The organism is Methanococcoides sp. DA23 (assembly GCF_057593895.1).
This window is the reverse complement of sequence record NZ_CM172520.1, coordinates 1,177,514-1,196,648: the sequence shown is the minus strand read 5'-3', so window position 1 is coordinate 1,196,648 and position 19,135 is coordinate 1,177,514. Positions and strand designations below refer to the sequence as shown.

Here is a 19,135-nt window from a genome sequence, read left to right as displayed (position 1 = left end):
AAACTTGCAAGTAGTGAAAAGATGGACGAAGAACGATTCGACTGTCCATAATATCGGGGAAACACTAAAACCACACAATAAATAAGAAATTCTTATAAAGGTTTAGAGTGTTCTCTTTTTAGGTCTCCTAAAGGGATCCTTATCAATGGAACAGTGATCTATATGGTTAAACTCACAGAAGATATGAAAGAAGCATTTTCAAAAGTACAGATATTCCCATTTGCAACAGCATCAAAAGTAGGGGTTCCAAATGTTATCCCTATAGGCATGTGCAAGTTGGTTGATGATGAGACTATCTGGGTTACGGACAATTATTTCCTGAAGACCCGCCAGAATCTGGATGAGAACCCAGTGGCATCTATTTTTGTATGGGGACCTGAGGTCGGCGGCTGTTTCCAGATAAAAGGAGATGTAGAGGTCAAGACCAGCGGAGATGACTATGACAAAGCCTATGCCGGAGCAAAAGCAATGGGAGACAGATTCCCTGCAAAGGCGCTTATGGTCATGAACATCACCGATGTCTTCGAATGTAAGTCCGGTGATGATGCTGGCAAGAAGCTCGTTTGATCACAAACAGTTGATCTATTCGAAATTCAGCCAATAATTATCGATCTTCTTTATTTTGCACCTGATAAGTATAAATGAGGAAATGAATTTATCATTAGCATTACTTTTCTTCACTCTTCCTTTTTTCCATATTCTTATCGGACCAGTTCCACCATTTGAGCAGTTCAGGGTCATGGTCCTTGTGGGATGCATAATAAACCGCCTCCCTGAAACCATAGAGTACACATCTGTCTATGTGCATCCCCCTCATATCAATTAATTTAAGATACATCATTTCGGGGTCTTTACCCTTAAGTTGGGAGATGGAATGTATCCCTAGGTCCCACAGTTGCTCAGCTGACTTCTTCCCGAAGCCAGGCATTTGCATCAGTTCCTCCAATGCCTTTTCTTTTTTTGATAGAGTCATTTCTTACCCACTGTAGCAATGTATATCACAAATTCATCCTCACCATCTATCCCCAGCACAGTATTGAGCTCATCATCAAAGAAGGCTCCAATGGCACAGACCCCACAGTCGATGGACTGGGCACTCAGGTAGAGATTCTGGCACACATGACCTGCATCCAGGTTTATGTACCTGTATCCTCTTTCCCCGTATCTCCACTTCATTCTGTAGATCACCGCTGTCCATATGAACGTGACAGCGCTCGATCTTATGAAGGACTGGTCCAGACATGCAGCAGTAATATTCTCAGCAACAGCGGACCCTGTTTCTATCTTAGCCAGTTTATGCTCAATGGGCAGGAAAAGGTAGATCCCCTCTTCAAGTCCTACCACGTTGTTTACGAGTATGTATGTCTCAAGAGCGTGTCTTGCACCTGCAGAGGGTACATTCCTCAGCGTGGCTGCATTTCCCATTAATTCTCTCACTCCCTGAGTGCACCAGAGGAGGTATGACAGCTCCCCGAGAGACAACGCTTCCTGTGAAAAGCTTCGAAAGCTGGAACGTCCTTCTATGGCTTCTCTCAGGTCGATATTCTTGACATTTAGTTCTCCGGGTGCAGGAAGCTCAATGACCTCTCTGTCACCAGGACCTTTCTGCAATGGAGGCTGTTGATAGCCCATTGACTGGTCCGATCTTTCTGCATACTGGAATTTAGTTTTATCAATAAACTCTTTACCAATTTCGTTCAAAATGATATTCCCCCATCATATCCTTTTAAGAAAGTTCTTCATTCGTGCTTAATACTTCTTGCCCTTATGACAACAAAGGAACCTTTTCCGAAATCCTTCTCCGGTTTTTCCATATCCTGTATCCTGGCTAGAGGCTTGAAAAGAGTTTGTCTGATATGTATATCCTCAAATCCGTGTTCCTTCAACATCGACAGGACTTCCTCTGTGGTGTGAAATTCAATGTTTTTGTAAAAACTACTCTCTGATGCCTTCTTGCGGTATTCTTTTCCCAGAAGACTATTCCTTTCAACAAAAGCAACGATCAGGGATCCTTCCGGAGCAAGCATACGGTACGCCTCCTCCAGTGCATTCTCAGCATCCATAAAACAGAGACTTGTAACCATAAGTGCAAGTTCCATTGAAGATCCTTTGAAAGGAAGTGACTCACCAACTCCTTTTATGCATTCAACCTTACGTGACCCTGCAATATTCAGCATCCGGGCAGAGGGATCAAGCCCGTAAGTGATGCCCAATTCTGATGCAAACCTGCCTGTTCCCACTCCGATCTCGATACTATTGTGAGCTATTTTCGATGGGATAAGCCCCCTAATGGCCTCCAGTTCAGATGCATAGACTGCTGGATTCTTGTCGTACCAGAGATCGTATTTCTCCGTATGGATATCAAAAGCGCTTCTTTTCATAATGCCCTCATACCCCCTGTAAGATTTTATAAAAGAAACTATAAAAGCCTTGATATCTGTCTGAGATATATGAAAGTTCGCTGTGAATGGGCCAATGTGAACGAGTTTGAAATAGAGTATCATGACAAGCAGTGGGGTGTACCTGTACATGATGACAGGAAGCTCTTCGAATTCCTGATACTCGAAGGTGCACAGGCAGGTTTGAGCTGGGACACTATTTTGAAAAGAAGGGATGGGTACAGAAAAGCCTTCAAGGATTTTGATTTTAATAAAATTGCAGCCTATGATGCTGCAAAGGTTGAGATATTGATGCAGGATAGTAGCATCATACGCAACAGAAGGAAGATCCTGTCTTCAATAAAGAATGCCCGATCATTCATTGAAATAAGAGATGAATTTGGTTCTTTTGACAAGTATATATGGGGCTTTATCCACGATAGACCTATACAGAATTCTTTCAGATCAATGAGTGATATTCCAGCAACTACCGATCTATCTGAAATGATAAGCAAGGATCTAAAGAAAAGAGGATTTTCGTTTGTGGGCCCAACCATAATCTATGCATTCATGCAGGCGGTTGGAATGGTCAATGACCATGAGATTGATTGTTTCAGATATGAAGAATGTAAGAAGCTGGCTGAGAAATGAATAAAGGTGAGCGTAAGTGAGCTAAAAATGAGATCAATGTTCCACTCACAAACGGCAATTATCATTTCATAATTTCAGCTCTCATTTTTTCAGGCATCTTTTCAGCAGCATAACGCAAGGTTATCCTCGGCATTACTTCTTTGTTTTTCATAAGGTAGTCAAACACCTCTTTTTGAAAGGATTTACTTCCTTCCTTGAGCATCCAACCAGAAGCTTTGAGAACTATGTCTTCCCTTTCATCCAGTAGCTTATCTGCGACACTAAATGCTGTTTTCAGGAATATACCTCTCCGAAGTCCCAATATCAGAGATACGGCTGCCCCTCTTCGGACCCATTTGTTTTTGGAATTGGTCCATTTCTCCATTTGTGCTGCAAATTCCGGATAGCTGAACAGAAATTCTCCCATAACGTTGGTACAAAGGGTGTCACAATCGCTCCAATCGTTCACGTATTCAGAAAGCCATCGGTAAAATGTATCGAAATGTTCAGGTAGAAGATCCTTTTTACACCTTTGAGCCCAGAGAAAAGCAATGATCTTGTGCTCGTAAATACCAGTGTCCAAAAGGTCTTCGCATAGGGATAATATTTCTTTGATCTTTTTAGTCTTATCAAATTCACTGGTAGCTATTTGACGCACTACTGGCATCCTTACTCCAAGAAAACTGTCCACATTCATGTGAAAGTGATCTCTTATAGTGTTGCGATAATCCTGATCGATGTTAACTTCCAGTTCTTTCTGTATATTCTCGATGAAAACAGAGTACATATTAAAAAAGTAGGGTTTCTTCCTTTATATTTTCTGTGAGAGCTTTTTCCAAGATATATATCGAGATAAATATTCAGAACCCACATCAAATGCACTATTTAACGTAAAATGCTGAGAACAAGTGTCATGTTAGATATCCATTGCAATGATTGGGATGGGAGTTATATTAATATTGAGTTTACTGTAAGAATAAAAGATATAGAAGTTACAACAAATTCGGCTTTGTAGAAATCCTCTATATTCAAGGGACAAATCTGATTGTGATTCTTTTTAACTTCACCATCGATATTGACATGAAATGACCTTTATTGGTAGGGAAATTGATTTTAATAGTTTTCTACAAACCAAAAAGTATATTGCTAAATCATGTATCGGAGCTACAATGATTCAAGATATATTGATCCCTTTTCTGCTGGTCGGGCTTGCTGAACTCGGCGATAAGACACAGATTGCAGTGCTGCTTCTTTCTACAAAAACAAAAAAATATACATCACTGCTTTCGGGCATTATGCTGGCATTCTTCTTTACTACCGGGATTGCCATACTTTTTGGAAATTATATTGCCCAGAAAATTCCTGTGGATTATGTGCGGATAGGCGCCGGATCATTGTTCATTTTGTTTGGTCTGCTTACCCTCTATAAAAGGGGCCAAACTGAAGAAGAGGGGTCCAATGAACTTAAAGGTCCTTTCCTGTCAGGATTCTGGTTAATCCTCATTGCAGAAATGGGAGATAAAACGCAGCTTGCTGCAGCTCTTTTTGCCACTCAGTACAACCCTTATCTGGTATTTGTCGGGGTGATACTGGCTTTGTTCACAATGTCTGTTATGGCTGTGTATCTTGGGAAGATCATCATGGAAAGAGTGGATAAAAATATCATATCCACTATTGCAGGAATCCTGTTCATTCTGATAGGCGCTTCATTCTTCCTTTAAATCGTGGTTCTGCCTGAATCAGTTATGTAGAAGGTAGGTTTTCTACATAGTTTTTATTTGGCCAAACTATTACTGCAACTTATATCCACAAATAAAATTATTTAATTCAAAGACCCATCCATGTCATGATTTCTTTTGATGAGCTAAAGAAAGGAATCAAGGTGGCGCAGGCAGCGCATCATTTTCCCGATCCAGGCCACATTGGTTATTTGAGTTCAATGTATGAGAAAAACAGCTTGATAGCCTCCCATGGACATCATCGAATTTTATCACTTCATGCCATTCCCATGCCTTCTGATTATGTAATCAATTCCAAATACACCCAGATCCTGCGCCCATGTAGACTTGCAGGAGTAATGTCGAATCATGAATTTAATAATTTTTTAAACTTTGTCATTCACCAATTGTCTAATTAATGTGATTGTTATATTTTGGCGCGACGCGCAAGGGCGTTTGTTAGTAGTGTATACATAAATATTGCAACTCCAGCCCACATAAGGATAGATGCAACCTGATTTTGTCCAAGAAACATTAGCAGGAATCCTGCACCGAGTATGAATATATTCATTTTATTGATTTTCTTGTTTCTAACAAGAATACTGCGTGAATTCTGATTTCTGATTACTCTTTCCTTTTTCTCTAGTTTCAATATGGTCACCTCACTTCAAATCCCTGATACAACATCAACTAATTTTGTTCAATAATTATATCAGAACCTTTTCAATACATACCACATTCACATGTTTTAAAATGCACATCTTGTATAACATATGACTAAATATATTTTGTATGTAAGTACTTTATTCAAAGATAGTTATTGAATTGAGTCTTGCAGTGCCCTGTTTTGTACAGTATTCACACAAATTACAAGCCTGTATATCGTTACTGCTTATCGTTAAATCTAATGTTAAATTTCGGACATGTTGATATTTCAAAGACCTTAAACTCCAGCTTGTCCGTGATTTCGCATATTACATTTGCTCTGCAAGAGCCTTATAACCATCCACAAGGTCTAAATTTGCCATAATAACAGATCTTTTAAATTCTGCAAGATCCTGTGTTATATCTTCGAGATCCTTGATATCAGCTTTCTCAGTAATGGTTTTTCCACTTGTGACCACTTTGCTATCTGGTATCTCAACACCATGGACAGTGGAATTGTGGAGGATTACCGATTTTGTCCCTATTTTGCAGTCAAAAATCACTGATCCAAATCCTATAAAACATCCTTCGCCGATAAGACAAGGTCCATGCACAATACACCCATGGGCAAGAGACGTGTTGCTGTGAATCATCACTTCTGAATTAGACAGTGCATGAATCACCACATTATCCTGTACATTGCAACCACTGTCTATAACAATGGATGAGCCCGGCTCATCTGCCCTGATGACAGCATTGGGAGCTACGAACACATCATCTGCGATGGTGACATTTCCTACTATGACTGCAGTTTCAGATATCCATGCTTTTTCACTTATGTCTGGCTGTTGTTTTTGTGGATTTTGCATTTGCATTTAGATCACCTTGTATTACTGCAACGGTTTTACACCGAAAATATGATTTATGGAGGCTTCGACGGCCTTATTGAGTCCTTCCTGAGTTGACATGTACCTGGATACCGAGTCTGGATGCTGTGTACATCGCTCTTGGAGACCTGATCCTTACTGTCATTTTTGATTTACATATCCAGCAGTATGACAGATTATGACAAGTTATTAAAACATGTCGATGAATTATAGATCACAGTTTGCTTTCAAATTCAGCAGTTCGTTAATTTCGATTCAAACTCATATAAACGACATCAAAAAACACATTTAGATGTGTCAAATTGCCTCTGCACGTATTTCCGATCACAAAAAAGCACCCAATACTCGATTTGAATTCAAACCTACTGAATGCACCTAAAACAACCTCTTAGCGACCATCTTAACGTTCCAAATGGTTCACTTAATAGTAAAGATCTATTTCATGCGGTCATAGAGTCAGCATTAGTATTGATCATGTAATAGAGATATCTTCCCTCATGATCAGACATATAATAGTTACAGACAGTATTCTTAGTTCAATTTTTATACTGACAAAGTGCAGGAAGTAAAAGAAATGAATTTGAGGGTGTATTCGACACACCCTATTTTTAAAAAAAATGAACCGTTTTTTAGTTTGACATACGTCCTGAACACAGTGTACTGCGAGATCAGGAATTTGATAATATAGCCATATCAGTCAAACAATGTTTCCGCATCATGTTCAGTCTTTTTTGTAAATTCTATCCTATAGTTTTCCATTTTCTCTCTTAATTCATCATTTTCCACTGCCATTATCTGGACAGCCAGGATCGCAGCATTGTCCCCTCTTCCTATTCCCACACATGCAACCGGGATCCCGGCAGGCATCTGTGCGATCGATAACAGGGCATCCATTCCATCAAGTGCGGCATTCACAGGAACCCCTATCACAGGTTTTATCGTATGAGATGCCACGACCCCGGGAAGATGTGCTGCAAGTCCTGCTATGGCAATGAACGCCTTGACACCGTCGTTGTGCGCATCATCGATTAGTTTCGCCACCCTTGCAGGCGTTCTGTGTGCTGATGCCACCGTGACGGTGTATTCAACACCAAACTTATCAAATATGTTAATTGCCTTCTTTGCTATTTCCCGGTCCGATTTGCTTCCAAGTATTATTGCTACGTCAGTAATTGTATAAACCTCCTTTATATGAGATATGATAATATATGATAATATATTTAAACTTTGAGCTGCATCAACTGCCATAGGCGAAAATGAAATACTTAGGACAGGAAAGTCAAAGTAGATCCATGAAGCATCCAACGACAAACTGCCATTCGAATTTACAGATAGGGCAACTGCTTTTGATGGCAAGAAAAAAGCAGAATACCAGAAAAAGGGTTGATAGAGTATTTAACCCCTGACAAGTCAACATGGAAAGCAAATATATATTTTAACTGATTTTGGGAAGAAAGTATTGCATAAAATGGAAGATACATATTTATACATATTTATACATATTTTTAATCACAAATATGCTTGATTATTATATAGAGAATGAACATGTTACCATCAACCCCCATACATGAGCCTGTATTGATCTTTGCGTTGGCGATGCTTATTTTCCTTATAGCACCTCTTCTATTCAAATCATTAAGATTACCGGGGATGATCGGTGTAATTCTTGCCGGTGCATTGATCGGTCCCAATGCTTTGCATATACTGGAGAGGGATGCGACCATTGTGCTTCTTGGCGAAATTGGTCTTGTTTACCTGATGTTTATAGCAGGATTGGAGATCAATATTAACAAGTTCATTGAGAAGATAGATCGGAGCCTGGTCTTTGGTACATTAACATTTTTAATTCCACAGGTTGCAGGGACTGCTGTAGGATATTACGTATTGGATCTGTCTTTCACTGTAGCCCTCCTTTTTGCTTCCGTGTTTGCTTCACAAACCTTACTTGCATATCCTATTATCAAGAAGCTTGGCATAGTCAACAATGAAGGCATTACTGCTGCAATTGGGGCTACTTTACTTACTGATACACTCACCCTGATGATCCTGGCTGTTGTGATCTCTTCCCTGGATGGGAGCCTTGATATGTTCTTCTGGATCAAGTTGCTTTTCGGTTTAGTCGTTTTCTTTGTAGGGTCGTTGTTCATTGTACCACGCATTGCACGATGGTTTTTCAGTAAACTTACAGATGAGAGTTATTTTGAATTTCTTTTTGTGTTGGCTATAGCATTTGTACTTGCATATCTTGCAGAAATTGCCGGAATTGAACCTATTATTGGATCTTTTTTTGCTGGGCTTTTGCTTAATCGTCTAATTCCAAATACCGGCCCCCTGATGAACAGAATAGAGTTTGCCGGAAACGTACTGTTCATACCTTTCTTCCTTCTTTCAGTGGGAATGCTTACAAACTTTCATTCATTCTTTGGAGGCGGAAATCAGCTCACCCTGGGATTCTTGATGATAGGCGTTATGATCATTGCCAAGTTTGGAGCTGCTTGGCTTGCAGGAAAAACCTACCATTATAGCAAGGACCAAATAATGACCATGTTCGGTTTGTCCATAGGGCATGCTGCAGCAGCACTTGCAATTGTGCTCGTTGGTTTTGAAGCGGGTCTTTTCAATGAGAGCATGATAAACGCCGTAATAATGATGATACTTATTGTCGGGATAATAAGTCCTCAGATCGTTGAAATATATGGTAAAAGAGTTTCCCTTGCAGATAGTATCACATGCAATACTCTGGAATCAGACTCCCGGGTACTGGTTTCTTTTTCGACGCAATCTACGTACAAGCAACTTTTAATAGATCTGGCCCTGATGATTCGAGAGAAAAAATCCATTGAGCCGTTGCATGTACTTTCTGTGGTAAAACATGATACAAATCCAGAAAAAAAGGTCATGGAAGCCGAGAAATCTCTTATGGAGACTATTAATTATGCTGCATGTGCTGAAGTTCCTGTAAAGACTCATGTACGTCTTGGATACAACATAGCTTCAGGTATAATGGGAGCATCTCTTGAGAACAGGATCTCAACCATCGTAATGGGATGGGATGGTATCCATTCCCCAAAGGAGAGTATCATTGGTTCGGTCATTGACCAGGTACTAAGGGGAACTAAGAAACTTGTGCTCGTTTCAATGATCAGGAATCCTTTGGGAAACACGCAGGGAATCACCCTTATAATCCCCCAGGACATGAATCACAATCCAGGTTTTTGTTCCGTAGTGGATTCCATAAAAAAGATAGCGCAACATACATCGGCACCTGTAAAAGCAATGGTGATCGCTGATGACCCTGAAAAGTACAAGGAATTTTTCGATAGTTCAGGTTCTGATATTTCCATAGCTTTTGAAGGTATAGAAGAATGGGATATGCTTATGAACTCTCTGGATGCTAGAGACAAAAGTCAAAATGATCTAATAATAATTGCAAGTACTCACCGAGATACTCCAGGATGGCATTCGATACTGCAGGTACTGCCAAAACGTATTATTAAATTGTTCAAAGGCAATCTTATAATAATGTACCCACCATCTGAAGAAATATCAAATGATAAAATTGATCACAATGTTTTCCTTAATCGCTAAAGTTATGGTATAATGTGGGAACAGTCAACTACCCCCCTAATTAATGCGACAAAATCGCATTAACTTCCTTTTTTATGAAAATATATGATAATATATTTAAACTTTGAGCCATATCAACCCAGTATGCCGGAAAATAATGTGACATATATATCATCAGGAAAAGCAAAGGACATCTATGAAGCAGCTAACGACAATCTGCTATTCGAATTTACAGATAGAGTAACTGCTTTTGATGGCAAGAAAAAAGCAGAATACCAGGAAAAAGGCGAGATCACATGCCGTATGGCAGAATACTGGTCCAAGATTCTGGAACAGGAAGGCATACCCACTCATTACATATCTTGCCCGACACCGACCAGCATGCTTGTTAAGCGTTTGGATATTGTACCCGTGGAGGTCATCTGGAGAAACTATGCTGCAGGTTCACTCCTGCGTCGGCATGAGGCGGGAGAGGTTGAACTTCCCGATGGCGTGGAACCCGAAGAAGGTGCTCCAATACCAGGAGGGATGATCGAGTTCACAACCAAGTTCGAGGCAGTGGACAGACCGGTCGATATCAAGGAAATTATATATAATGGCTGGATGAATGAACAGGAGATAGAATACGTAACAAAACTCACTAAAAGGATCAACGAAATACTTGGCATTGAACTGGGTAATGCGGGTATAATACTGGCTGATTTTAAGGTAGAGTACGGCAGAACCTCTGATGGCGAGATAATCCTTGCTGACGAAGTCGGAACTCCTGATGGATGCCGCTTCTGGGATAAAGCTGAATTTGAGAACGGTGTGATCAAAAGCCTTGATAAGGATGTATTCAGAAAAGGTACAGGTGACCTGACTGCTGCATATAGCGAATTATTTGAACGAATCCAAAAAGTCTGACTTTAAATATTATACGAGCAGTTCATTTACGATAGATTTGTGCAGGTAAGTTACGATGGAAAACAAAAATGAAAAATTAATAAATGAACTGCTTATGTGGATCATCAGTGTTGACCGCCGTCTGGTACTCATGGAAGCCATGAAAGGTCACACCGTATTCAAAGCCTCAGATATTGCTCATGAGACCAACAGGTCCACTCAGAATATCAGCCGCGCTTTACATGAACTTGAAGAAAAGGGGTTGATCGATTGTTTAACCCCTGACAAAACAACATGGAAAAAGTTTATATTAACAGATATGGGTAAGGAAATTTTGAAAAAATTGGATGGAACATATTTTTAATAGTATTCAATTTAAGCTCTGCACACATCCTCCAAATAAACTAAACATATGATCTTGACACCTGTCAAAGTTGTCGGCTAAGTCAGAGGGATAAAACCTTCTTTCTCACTTAAGAACTGTACGTGAGATTTTTAACTCAGACAGCTCAGGCATCATTTAACCTTTACAGGCAACAGTGGTTGTTATTTTTTTGGATTAATAGCATAATGCTGTCTATGACAGTGAACATGCACATAAACTAAATTTGAGATCTTGTTATCTTTATGATTTCCATTCTTAATGATGCAGGGGTCTTTCTCCTGCACCAATGTCAATCAAATGATCACAGATAGGACATTTGCTTTTTTGATCATCCCATACTGTCTTGAACTTTCCTGGACTCTGTAGAAAACCTCATGAGATCTACATCAATAGACTGAAATGCAGATCTCATTATGATCCCAGGTAATATGTATGCCAATGGTTTAGACTTGGATCGTTGTCTTAATATTGAGGATTTTTACGGTGCCAATAACTCTTCCATAATTATATATGGTTAGTTGTTCAAAGTTTAATATACTGATTTAATTTAGATAGTGGGAGGTATTGATACGAATAGTAAACAAACAATCATTCTTGCTTGTGGTATTTTTATGATATCACTGTTCGCTGCAGGATGTGTGCAGGATACACAGAATGAAATGGTATTGACATTTGATGGTTTAGAAGCACTTGAGGAAGGTCATTATGAAGGATGGGCCATCTTTGGTGAAGAAAAGGTAAGCACAGGAACATTCAACGTGGGCGATGAGCTTTCATTTGTTGCTCCTGAAAACATCGGTGATGCTGATGCGATAGTTATTACAATTGAACCCGAAGGTGATGCAGATGCAGCTCCAAGTGGAATTGTAGTATTGGCAGGTGACCTGAGCGAAGGTTCCGCAGCCCTTGAGTTCCCAGTTGATCTCTCCGGTGCTTCTGGTACCTACATACTGGCCACTCCAACAAATGGAGCAAACACCAATGAGAACAGCGGCATATGGTTCTTGGACCTTCCAGACCCATCACCAGCTCTAGTGCTACCAATGTTACCTGATGGCTGGGTATATGAAGGTTGGGCAGTCTTCGAGGGTACACCATTGACCTCAGGCAGATTCACAGCTGTTGACGAGGCAGATGATTTTGATGGTTACAGCGATTTTCAGCAGGCTCCACCATTCCCTGGAGAGGACTATCTTATCAACCCACCAGCAGGTGTCACTTTCCCTATCGATCTTGATGATGGGGCAAGTCTGGTAGTCATTTCAGTTGAACCGGATATGAATGGTGTCGATCCAACAGGAGAAGCTCCTTTCCAGATCAAACCACTGGTTGGAGAAGTGCCTGCTGGAGCAGCAGACCACTTAAATTATCAGATGGAACTAAGTCTGGATTCAGTACCATCTGGAACTGCAACAATTAATTAACTGAGAAATTCAGTTAAAGATTAACTTTTAATTCTTTCTTGGGACACCTTTTTGGTGTCTCAGAGATCTTTTTTAATCAAATATTGCAATAAATTAAATGCTTTGATCTTTCACATTTCATTTTAAAATTTATCGACATCTTCATTATTCTGGTTGATAGAAACCTTTTTGATTTTCCATCAACATACTGATATTGGGTAATAATGGGGGTATAAGAGATGGATAAAGTTACACATTTTCAACTGCCAGTAGACAACGTAGATCGTGCAAAAGAATTCTATCAGAAACTTTTCGACTGGACAATAACAGATATGGGTCTTAAAAGGGATTACCAGTTGATCACTACAGTTCCAACCGATGAGGATGGAGTGCCATTGGAGGCAGGTGCTATCAATGGTGCAATTTTCAAACGTGAAAGTGCAGATGAATATCCTTCAATTGTTGTCACTGTAGATTCGATCGAGGCCTCGCTTAAAAAAGTGGAAGTTTCCGGCGGTAAAGTTGTGAGACAGAAAGAGACTGTAATGGAAATAGGATACTATGCAGAGATAATTGATACCGAAGACAACCTTATCGGTTTGTGGGAAAAACTCCCAAAGGAACTGAAATTTGATATATAATTCAGCTTGAATAACCCGACAGAGCACATTGTGGTATTAGATAACAATATAACATTATAATAATAGGCAGGAGATGCCTGCTACACTTTTTTATAATTTACTGCCGCACTCGCATATATATTCGCAAAGCTTTCCAATATATCGACAACTATATATCTAAAACCTGTTGTAGAGAGGTTGCCTAAATTTAGACATGTTTGTTTTTTAAAAAAGAACTGATGACCTTTAAGCAAAATTATACTTGGTGATAGTCATGGAAACTGAAATAATATTGATCCTATTGTTCGTGCTGCTTGGTTATATCTACGCTTCAGTCTGTTTACAGAAAATTGCGATCAAGACATATACTGAAAATGCCTGGATGGCATGGGTACCTTTGCTCAATATACTCCTTATGTTCAGAGTAGCAAAATTATCCCTATGGTATGCTATCATCTTACTCATACCCTATATCAATTTCCTTATGGCAGCTTACCTTTGGGGAGAGATCGCAGGAAGACTTAACCGATCTAAATGGCTCGGAATACTCTTCCTCATACCTGTGCTCGATCTGATCTTGCCGGGCTATCTGGCTTTCACAGATGCAGATGTAAATAGAAATGGCTATAATGCTGAATATGCAGATCTATGATCTGCTTATTCTCTTTATTTCTTTATTTGCATCTTATTTCTTATCCATTCTATCAAAGGGTAAATGGAATAAATTCACTATAAGATCAAGTTTTTCTGCGGTCAACAACTCTTTTTGGTCTTCCTTTTAACTTGAATATCTCAAGCTCGCCCATGCCGACAAAATTGATATCAACATCCAAACCCCCTTTTTCATAAAGGTTCAGAGTGCCTGTATTTGGATTTAGGAATCCCTTCAAAAAATTGTCTTTTATACTATCTCTGTCGCAGTTATTCTTATCAAGGCATTCCAGATTTACCTTTAGTAAGGCATTACCATCACTATTTTTATCCAAAAATGCTTCATATTCACCGGTCAGATGATCCATGTTCTCCCTCTGGAAAACACCCTGTTCAACATCCACACGATTGAAAGGTGAACCTGATACCCAGAGGCTTTCAGCTTCGCGCTCAGGAGTGTAAATTCTCATATGGGTCCTGCCACAGGCACATTTTTCACGAGAATGCACAACAGTGGTATCCTCTGTATCATAATTGATCAGAAGGCTGCCACACTTTTCCCCCGGACTTAAAAGGGTCGTTAACACTATCCTGCCACATTCCCCATCCTCGAGGAATTCCTTTCGATATGGGTCATAGACATCAAGATGAACAAGGTCTTCCGGGACATGGAGCCCATTCTGCTCGACACACTCCCCACACATCGTTCCTTCAGTACTTCCGTAGGTATTGTAAGCAGGACAACCCCACACTTCCTCAAGATAACTACGACTCTGCTCGGCAAAGCTTTCCCCACCTACGACCAATTTATTGATGCTCGTCTCTTTCGGGTCAATACCCTCGCTCTTGAGTCTGCGTGCAAGCCGTAACAATTTGAAGACACTGGCTACTATACCAGTGGGTTGATAGGTCTCAAAGATACGTGTCGGAAAGGTGCATTTACCTTCAGGGATGACCGCCATACCGACATCCCTTGCAGCAAGCGTCATTGTATTCGCACCCACGTTCATGCCATAGGAGGCACACATGACCATCCTGTCACCTTGTCCGAATCCCTGTGAACAAAAGCTACGTCCGTATTTTTCAGCATAACGTAACCAGTCCTGCCAGGTGAGGAAGAACGATTTGGGGACCCCACTCGTGCCACTGGTCTCATGAATGGTGTAGATGTCATTCCAATCTGCACTCATGAATTGAAAATCATCGGTCTTGGGTGGCTGGTTCTTTCTAATAAGATCGCCTGAGACAAGCGGCAATTCCAGCAGGTCCTCATGATCTCTGATGCTTGAAGGAGAAACACCATTTCTTTCGAACCATCTTCTGTAAAAAGGAGAATGCTTTACAGCATAATCTATAGTGTAACGCAATTTTTCTTCAACGAGGGAATCGAGTTCCCCCCTTTCCATTATCTCTATCTCTTTGTTAAAATACTCCCCACTCAATTTATCGACCCCTTACTGATGTTTTAAGAACAGCACCCCGAACAGGAACAAAGCTACAACGAAACCGGCAATTCCGAGATTTGCCAGATTTGTGTCCTGTTGTGTTGCAAGATAGGCAGAAGAAACAAGTATTATTGAAAGGAAAACGTATTTTGCGAGAGAATCTAACATTTTATCGTGTTTGATCTCCTTGGTTTTCTCATCAAGTTTTTCAAAGCGATAACCTCTGATGGTCTCGATAACATCATTAACGCCTTGTGGAAGGTTCTTGAATATCTCGAAATATCTGTCGCCTTCCAGAAGGAAATATTCGGCTGCATTCAATGGTGAATAGCGTTTCATCATGACCATAGTTATCAATGTTTTTGCATCTTCTATGAGATTGAATTTAGGATCGAGTTCAAGGCAAACTCCTTCAACCAGCACCAGAGAACGTTCAAGGGTTGAAAAATCACTTGGCAGGGACAGATTATACTTGAGTGCCAGATTTGCATAACTATCGTTCTGACGTTCGCCGAGTGCGAAATTCTGAAGGGATATCAATGAGTCAAGATCTACCTTGAACTTGTGTATATCGATCTCATTTTTATTGATGTTAGCTATTTTAAGGAAGGCTTCAAAAGCAATATCCACATTTTTCTTATAGATGCCATAGAACAGGTTCAACATATTCCGCCTGAGCTCGGAATCGATTATCCCCACTTCACCAAAATCAATGAATGCAATTCCATCTTCTCTAAGCAGGATATTACCTGAATGCGGATCGGCGTGATAAAATCCATGTACATAGACCTGTTCAAGATAGCTTGAGCTGATTATATGGGCATATTTTGAACGTCGATCTTGATCATTTACATCAAGGTCTTTTACAAGTATCCCTTCCATATAATCCATTACAAGAACGCTCTCTGTACAGAGATCTTCATACACACCCGGGATATGAACATTCTTTGTTGATCCAAATATTTCACCGAACCTCATAATGTTACGAGCTTCATTACGAAGATCCACTTCCTTGTTCAGCAATTCTTTGAACTCATCAAGAAAACTATCAATATCGAAGTTACTTCCAAAGCCCCCTATCCTGGCCAAAAGGGGCTTCAGATCATTGATTATTGCAAGGTCGACATTGATCTGGTCAATGAGATTAGGGCGTGCGATCTTAACTGCTACCCTTTTTCCGTTCAGTACAGCTTCATATACCTGTGCAATAGAAGCGCTTGCAATAGGCTTTTTATTAAATTCATCGAATTGTGAAATGAATGCAGCGATAGATTCCGAATATAGATCACAAACTTCTTCGGTTTGACATCCGCAACTGGAACCTTCAAAGGATGCTCCCATTTCTTCAAATGAAATTGATCCAACCTTGTTCTGTAGTTGAGATAGTTCCTGGACATAACTGAATGGGATCAGGTCAGGACGTTTGCTCATTATCTGTCCGAGCTTGATGAATGTTACACCAAGGTCTTCAAATGCAAGTCTGAGCTTTCGTGCATTTTTCTGTGCTTCCCTATCGACAGAGCAGGTGATCTTCTTGTTAGATACATAATTGTTCTGTATCTCTTTATAGAGCAAGCTGAATAAATTATATTTAAAAAATACCTTTATGATAGCAAAATATCTTCTAAGCTTTTTGAACATTAATATAATATGTTACATTTATTGGTTAATAAATACAAGGGTGTCTGAAAGCTAAAATCGTATCTTGATCTAGCATTGGAAGTACCTATTTTATCCTAGATCTTGAGGCTATCTTCACTATTTATATAGATCCATTATATTTAGGGGATCTATGTAAGTTGAAAAAACACTACGCTTTTGCAATTACCATTCACAATCAGCTATTATTGTGTAAAACAGAACTATTAAAATTAATTCTAAACAAAAGTTTGTCCTAATTGTTTCAATTAAAACCTTTTTATTATCTTCGGAATTATGCAAATAAACGTAAAATGGTGTTTTAATTTTTTGGAAACTATCTTTTACCATTGGAAATTACCACTTGATTAAGGTTATATGTATCGGACACATATTTTTTGTTAATATAGCTTTATTTTCTGTTAGAATACTTGTGATGGGAAAAATGGAGGAGAAAATGAACTTAAAAGAAGAAATTCAAGAACGTGCTTTCCAAGAAGGTTTCCAACTATTTGGTGTTTCAGATCTCGTAAAACTAGAAAAGGTTGATTTTCCAAATGATAGAGGGATGATGCGGCCATCTGAAGTAATGCCTGAAGCCAAATCTGTATTTGTAATGGGTTTAGTTCTCTGGGATGAAGGCTTAAATGCCGCGATATCATCTGTAAGTACGGGGGATTTTTCTGGAGGAGAAGCTGACTACTACAATTTGTACTATGAAGTAACCGAAACCCGTGCATGGCGTTTGATTTCGTGGTTAAATGAAAAGGGATACAAAGCAATTCCATCTCATGCAGTTCATGAAAAAGTTGCAGCATCTCTTGCAGGATTGGGATTTATAGGGCATAATACTCAGGTTATAACTCCGGAATATGGGCCAAGAGTCAGATGGGTAACAGTATTAACAGATGCAGAACTTGAGCTAGATGATCCTTTTGACCGGGATCTGTGTGCAGAACAACCACTTTGTCAGGAACAGTCTCTGTGTGTTAAAAGTTGTCCATATCAAGCAATTATTCCCGGCCCATCCCAGGGAGTAGAACCAGGGAAGAAAGTTATTTATGACAAATGTGTAGTTTCCCATGAATTTGACAAAGAGATTTCTCCTCAAAATGAGAAATACATACGTCGTATAACAGAAAGGGGATTCATGGAATGTACAATATGCAATCTGATATGTCCCTACGGAAAACCAGTGGAAGAAAGTTTAATTCCTAGTAAAAGGGGCCTTGATTGAAGAGGAATTAATATTTCTTTCTTTTTTTAACGTTCTATTTCACAAAATCTGAGTGAAGTTCCTAACAGACGCTAATAGATAAATATACCACACATCTAAAATGATTAATTATCTTTTCAATACTCATTCCAACCTTCCAACCTTTCCCTTACATGAGAATTGAGAGTAAAAGGCGTATCACTCATAGAATTCTGCTTCATATAATGCAAAGTACCCTTAGAGAAACCCATTTTCTTCCAGTCAACATAAGGCATATCAATTGCAGATTATTTCACACAAATAGGGTTAAAATAATTGAAATTCTCTTAATGAGAATTACTGTTAGAATTACTGTTAACAATAAGGAATAAGAAATTATATACTATGGAAACCTCGAATGATCTCTCGCTTATCGCTCCGTGTGGGATGAACTGTGGTATTTGCATAGCTTATCTTAGAGATAAAAATAAGTGTCCCGGCTGTAGAGGATTAGATGTTGATCGATCCAAATGTAAACAGATCAAGCACTGTCCTACTTTTGAAAATGGTAGGGCACAATTCTGTTTTGAGTGTGAAAAGTTTCCCTGCAGCAGATTGAAACATTTAGATGAAAGGTATCGAACCAAATATAACATGAGCATGATCGAAAATCTCGAATATATCAATAAATTTGGTTTAAAAGAATTTGTGGCAAATGAAAAGATAAGATGGAAATGTCCTGAATGTGGAGGCACTATTTGTGTCCATAAAGGATATTGCCATAGTTGTGGTAAGAAAAAAGAGTGAATATGTGAAATATTCCAGTATTCATCTTCTTATGCTCAACATCGTCATTCAAGAAGTAGTTGCTTTTAAAATGCTCTGCAATTCTTTACATGAGAATTTTGAGCAAATAAAGGAATATTAGATCCTGAATTTATTGACTGGATCTCCAAGATAATTTCATTTAACTTTTGTTCATTGATCACAATTCCAAGTAGAAATATCTTGTTTAAAATTCAAAACGTCCTTCAATGGGAGGCTTGATCCAAGGACCACAACAGGCATATACATCATTCATTATTATT

General features: G+C 39.3%; 22 protein-coding genes. 12 read left to right on the top strand and 10 right to left on the bottom strand.

Annotation, left to right across the window (positions count from 1 at the left end; all coding sequences use genetic code 11):
• Window positions 1-162: 162 nt before the first annotated feature.
• Window positions 163-567, top strand: coding sequence for a pyridoxamine 5'-phosphate oxidase family protein (locus AC20MK_RS05895; protein WP_487354955.1), 405 nt, complete (start codon window positions 163-165; stop codon window positions 565-567).
• A 100-nt stretch (window positions 568-667) separates the two neighbouring features.
• Here the strand turns inward: AC20MK_RS05895 and AC20MK_RS05890 are convergent, their stop codons facing one another.
• Genes AC20MK_RS05890 through AC20MK_RS05880 form a run of 3 tightly spaced genes read right to left on the bottom strand, consistent with a single transcriptional unit; the run spans window position 668 to window position 2,381 of the window.
• Entirely contained in the window at window positions 668-973 is a 306-nt protein-coding gene (locus AC20MK_RS05890; protein WP_487354954.1) for a helix-hairpin-helix domain-containing protein, read from the bottom strand.
• Window positions 970-1,701: a SagB/ThcOx family dehydrogenase gene (locus AC20MK_RS05885; protein ID WP_487354953.1), complete on the bottom strand. Its 732-nt coding sequence runs from the start codon at window positions 1,699-1,701 to the stop codon at window positions 970-972. Before AC20MK_RS05885 ends, AC20MK_RS05890 begins: the two co-directional genes overlap by 4 nt.
• 38 nt (window positions 1,702-1,739) lie before the next feature.
• On the bottom strand, window positions 1,740-2,381 hold the full coding sequence (locus AC20MK_RS05880) for a class I SAM-dependent methyltransferase (protein ID WP_487354952.1): 642 nt from the start codon (window positions 2,379-2,381) through the stop codon (window positions 1,740-1,742).
• Between the two features lie 69 nt (window positions 2,382-2,450).
• On the opposite strand from AC20MK_RS05880, the gene AC20MK_RS05875 reads away from it, so the two are divergent.
• On the top strand, window positions 2,451-3,029 hold the full coding sequence (locus tag AC20MK_RS05875; RefSeq protein ID WP_487354951.1) for a DNA-3-methyladenine glycosylase I: 579 nt from the start codon (window positions 2,451-2,453) through the stop codon (window positions 3,027-3,029).
• Window positions 3,030-3,090: 61 nt separating this feature from the next.
• On the opposite strand, the gene AC20MK_RS05870 is transcribed toward AC20MK_RS05875, so the two are convergent.
• On the bottom strand, window positions 3,091-3,795 hold the full coding sequence (locus AC20MK_RS05870; RefSeq protein ID WP_487354950.1) for a DNA alkylation repair protein: 705 nt from the start codon (window positions 3,793-3,795) through the stop codon (window positions 3,091-3,093).
• 382 nt (window positions 3,796-4,177) lie between these two features.
• Between AC20MK_RS05870 and AC20MK_RS05865 the strand changes: the two genes are divergently transcribed.
• Window positions 4,178-4,729 carry a TMEM165/GDT1 family protein gene (locus AC20MK_RS05865; RefSeq protein WP_487354949.1) on the top strand — a complete coding sequence of 184 codons (552 nt, stop codon included), beginning with the start codon at window positions 4,178-4,180 and terminating at the stop codon, window positions 4,727-4,729.
• 424 nt (window positions 4,730-5,153) lie between these two features.
• Here AC20MK_RS05865 and AC20MK_RS05860 read toward each other — a convergent pair whose 3' ends face one another.
• The 3 genes from AC20MK_RS05860 to purE form a co-directional block, all read right to left on the bottom strand.
• Window positions 5,154-5,378, bottom strand: a complete 225-nt coding sequence (locus tag AC20MK_RS05860; protein WP_487354948.1) for a hypothetical protein — start codon at window positions 5,376-5,378, stop codon at window positions 5,154-5,156.
• Window positions 5,379-5,700: 322 nt separating this feature from the next.
• Window positions 5,701-6,246 carry an LbetaH domain-containing protein gene (locus tag AC20MK_RS05855; protein ID WP_487354947.1) on the bottom strand — a complete coding sequence of 182 codons (546 nt, stop codon included), beginning with the start codon at window positions 6,244-6,246 and terminating at the stop codon, window positions 5,701-5,703.
• Between the two features lie 705 nt (window positions 6,247-6,951).
• Entirely contained in the window at window positions 6,952-7,506 is a 555-nt protein-coding gene (purE, locus tag AC20MK_RS05850; protein WP_487354946.1) for a 5-(carboxyamino)imidazole ribonucleotide mutase, read from the bottom strand.
• 40 nt (window positions 7,507-7,546) lie between these two features.
• Here purE and AC20MK_RS05845 point away from each other — a divergent pair, with 40 nt between their 5' ends.
• The 7 genes from AC20MK_RS05845 (at window position 7,547) to AC20MK_RS05815 (ending at window position 13,770) form a co-directional block, all read left to right on the top strand.
• A complete protein-coding gene (locus AC20MK_RS05845; RefSeq protein WP_487357071.1) occupies window positions 7,547-7,645 on the top strand; it encodes a phosphoribosylaminoimidazolesuccinocarboxamide synthase in 99 nt (32 codons plus the stop codon).
• A gap of 158 nt (window positions 7,646-7,803) precedes the next feature.
• Window positions 7,804-9,846: a cation:proton antiporter domain-containing protein gene (locus AC20MK_RS05840; RefSeq protein WP_487354945.1), complete on the top strand. Its 2,043-nt coding sequence runs from the start codon at window positions 7,804-7,806 to the stop codon at window positions 9,844-9,846.
• Window positions 9,847-9,969: 123 nt separating this feature from the next.
• Window positions 9,970-10,731: a phosphoribosylaminoimidazolesuccinocarboxamide synthase gene (gene purC, locus AC20MK_RS05835; protein WP_487354944.1), complete on the top strand. Its 762-nt coding sequence runs from the start codon at window positions 9,970-9,972 to the stop codon at window positions 10,729-10,731.
• A 55-nt stretch (window positions 10,732-10,786) separates the two neighbouring features.
• A complete protein-coding gene (locus tag AC20MK_RS05830) occupies window positions 10,787-11,074 on the top strand; it encodes a sugar-specific transcriptional regulator TrmB (RefSeq protein ID WP_487354943.1) in 288 nt (95 codons plus the stop codon).
• 632 nt (window positions 11,075-11,706) lie between these two features.
• Window positions 11,707-12,519 carry an anti-sigma factor gene (locus tag AC20MK_RS05825; protein ID WP_487354942.1) on the top strand — a complete coding sequence of 271 codons (813 nt, stop codon included), beginning with the start codon at window positions 11,707-11,709 and terminating at the stop codon, window positions 12,517-12,519.
• Between the two features lie 218 nt (window positions 12,520-12,737).
• Window positions 12,738-13,139, top strand: coding sequence for a VOC family protein (locus tag AC20MK_RS05820; protein ID WP_487354941.1), 402 nt, complete (start codon window positions 12,738-12,740; stop codon window positions 13,137-13,139).
• A 253-nt stretch (window positions 13,140-13,392) separates the two neighbouring features.
• On the top strand, window positions 13,393-13,770 hold the full coding sequence (locus tag AC20MK_RS05815) for a DUF5684 domain-containing protein (protein ID WP_487354940.1): 378 nt from the start codon (window positions 13,393-13,395) through the stop codon (window positions 13,768-13,770).
• An 85-nt stretch (window positions 13,771-13,855) separates the two neighbouring features.
• On the opposite strand, the gene ftsA is transcribed toward AC20MK_RS05815, so the two are convergent.
• From ftsA to AC20MK_RS05800, 3 genes are all read right to left on the bottom strand, one after another.
• Entirely contained in the window at window positions 13,856-15,211 is a 1,356-nt protein-coding gene (gene ftsA / locus AC20MK_RS05810; RefSeq protein ID WP_487354939.1) for a coenzyme F390 synthetase, read from the bottom strand.
• 12 nt (window positions 15,212-15,223) lie between these two features.
• Complete coding sequence (locus tag AC20MK_RS05805; RefSeq protein ID WP_487357025.1) at window positions 15,224-16,789, bottom strand: ABC1 kinase family protein; 1,566 nt, start codon at window positions 16,787-16,789, stop codon at window positions 15,224-15,226.
• Window positions 16,790-17,038: 249 nt separating this feature from the next.
• A complete protein-coding gene (locus AC20MK_RS05800) occupies window positions 17,039-17,203 on the bottom strand; it encodes a hypothetical protein (RefSeq protein ID WP_487357024.1) in 165 nt (54 codons plus the stop codon).
• 13 nt (window positions 17,204-17,216) lie between these two features.
• Between AC20MK_RS05800 and AC20MK_RS05795 the strand changes: the two genes are divergently transcribed.
• Together AC20MK_RS05795 and AC20MK_RS05790 are read left to right on the top strand one after the other, a co-directional pair.
• A complete protein-coding gene (locus tag AC20MK_RS05795) occupies window positions 17,217-18,089 on the top strand; it encodes a 4Fe-4S binding protein (RefSeq protein WP_487357023.1) in 873 nt (290 codons plus the stop codon).
• Window positions 18,090-18,452: 363 nt separating this feature from the next.
• The gene (locus AC20MK_RS05790; protein ID WP_487357022.1) at window positions 18,453-18,854 is read left to right on the top strand and encodes a DUF3795 domain-containing protein; all 402 of its coding nucleotides are present in this window, start codon (window positions 18,453-18,455) and stop codon (window positions 18,852-18,854) included.
• Window positions 18,855-19,135: the final 281 nt, after the last annotated feature.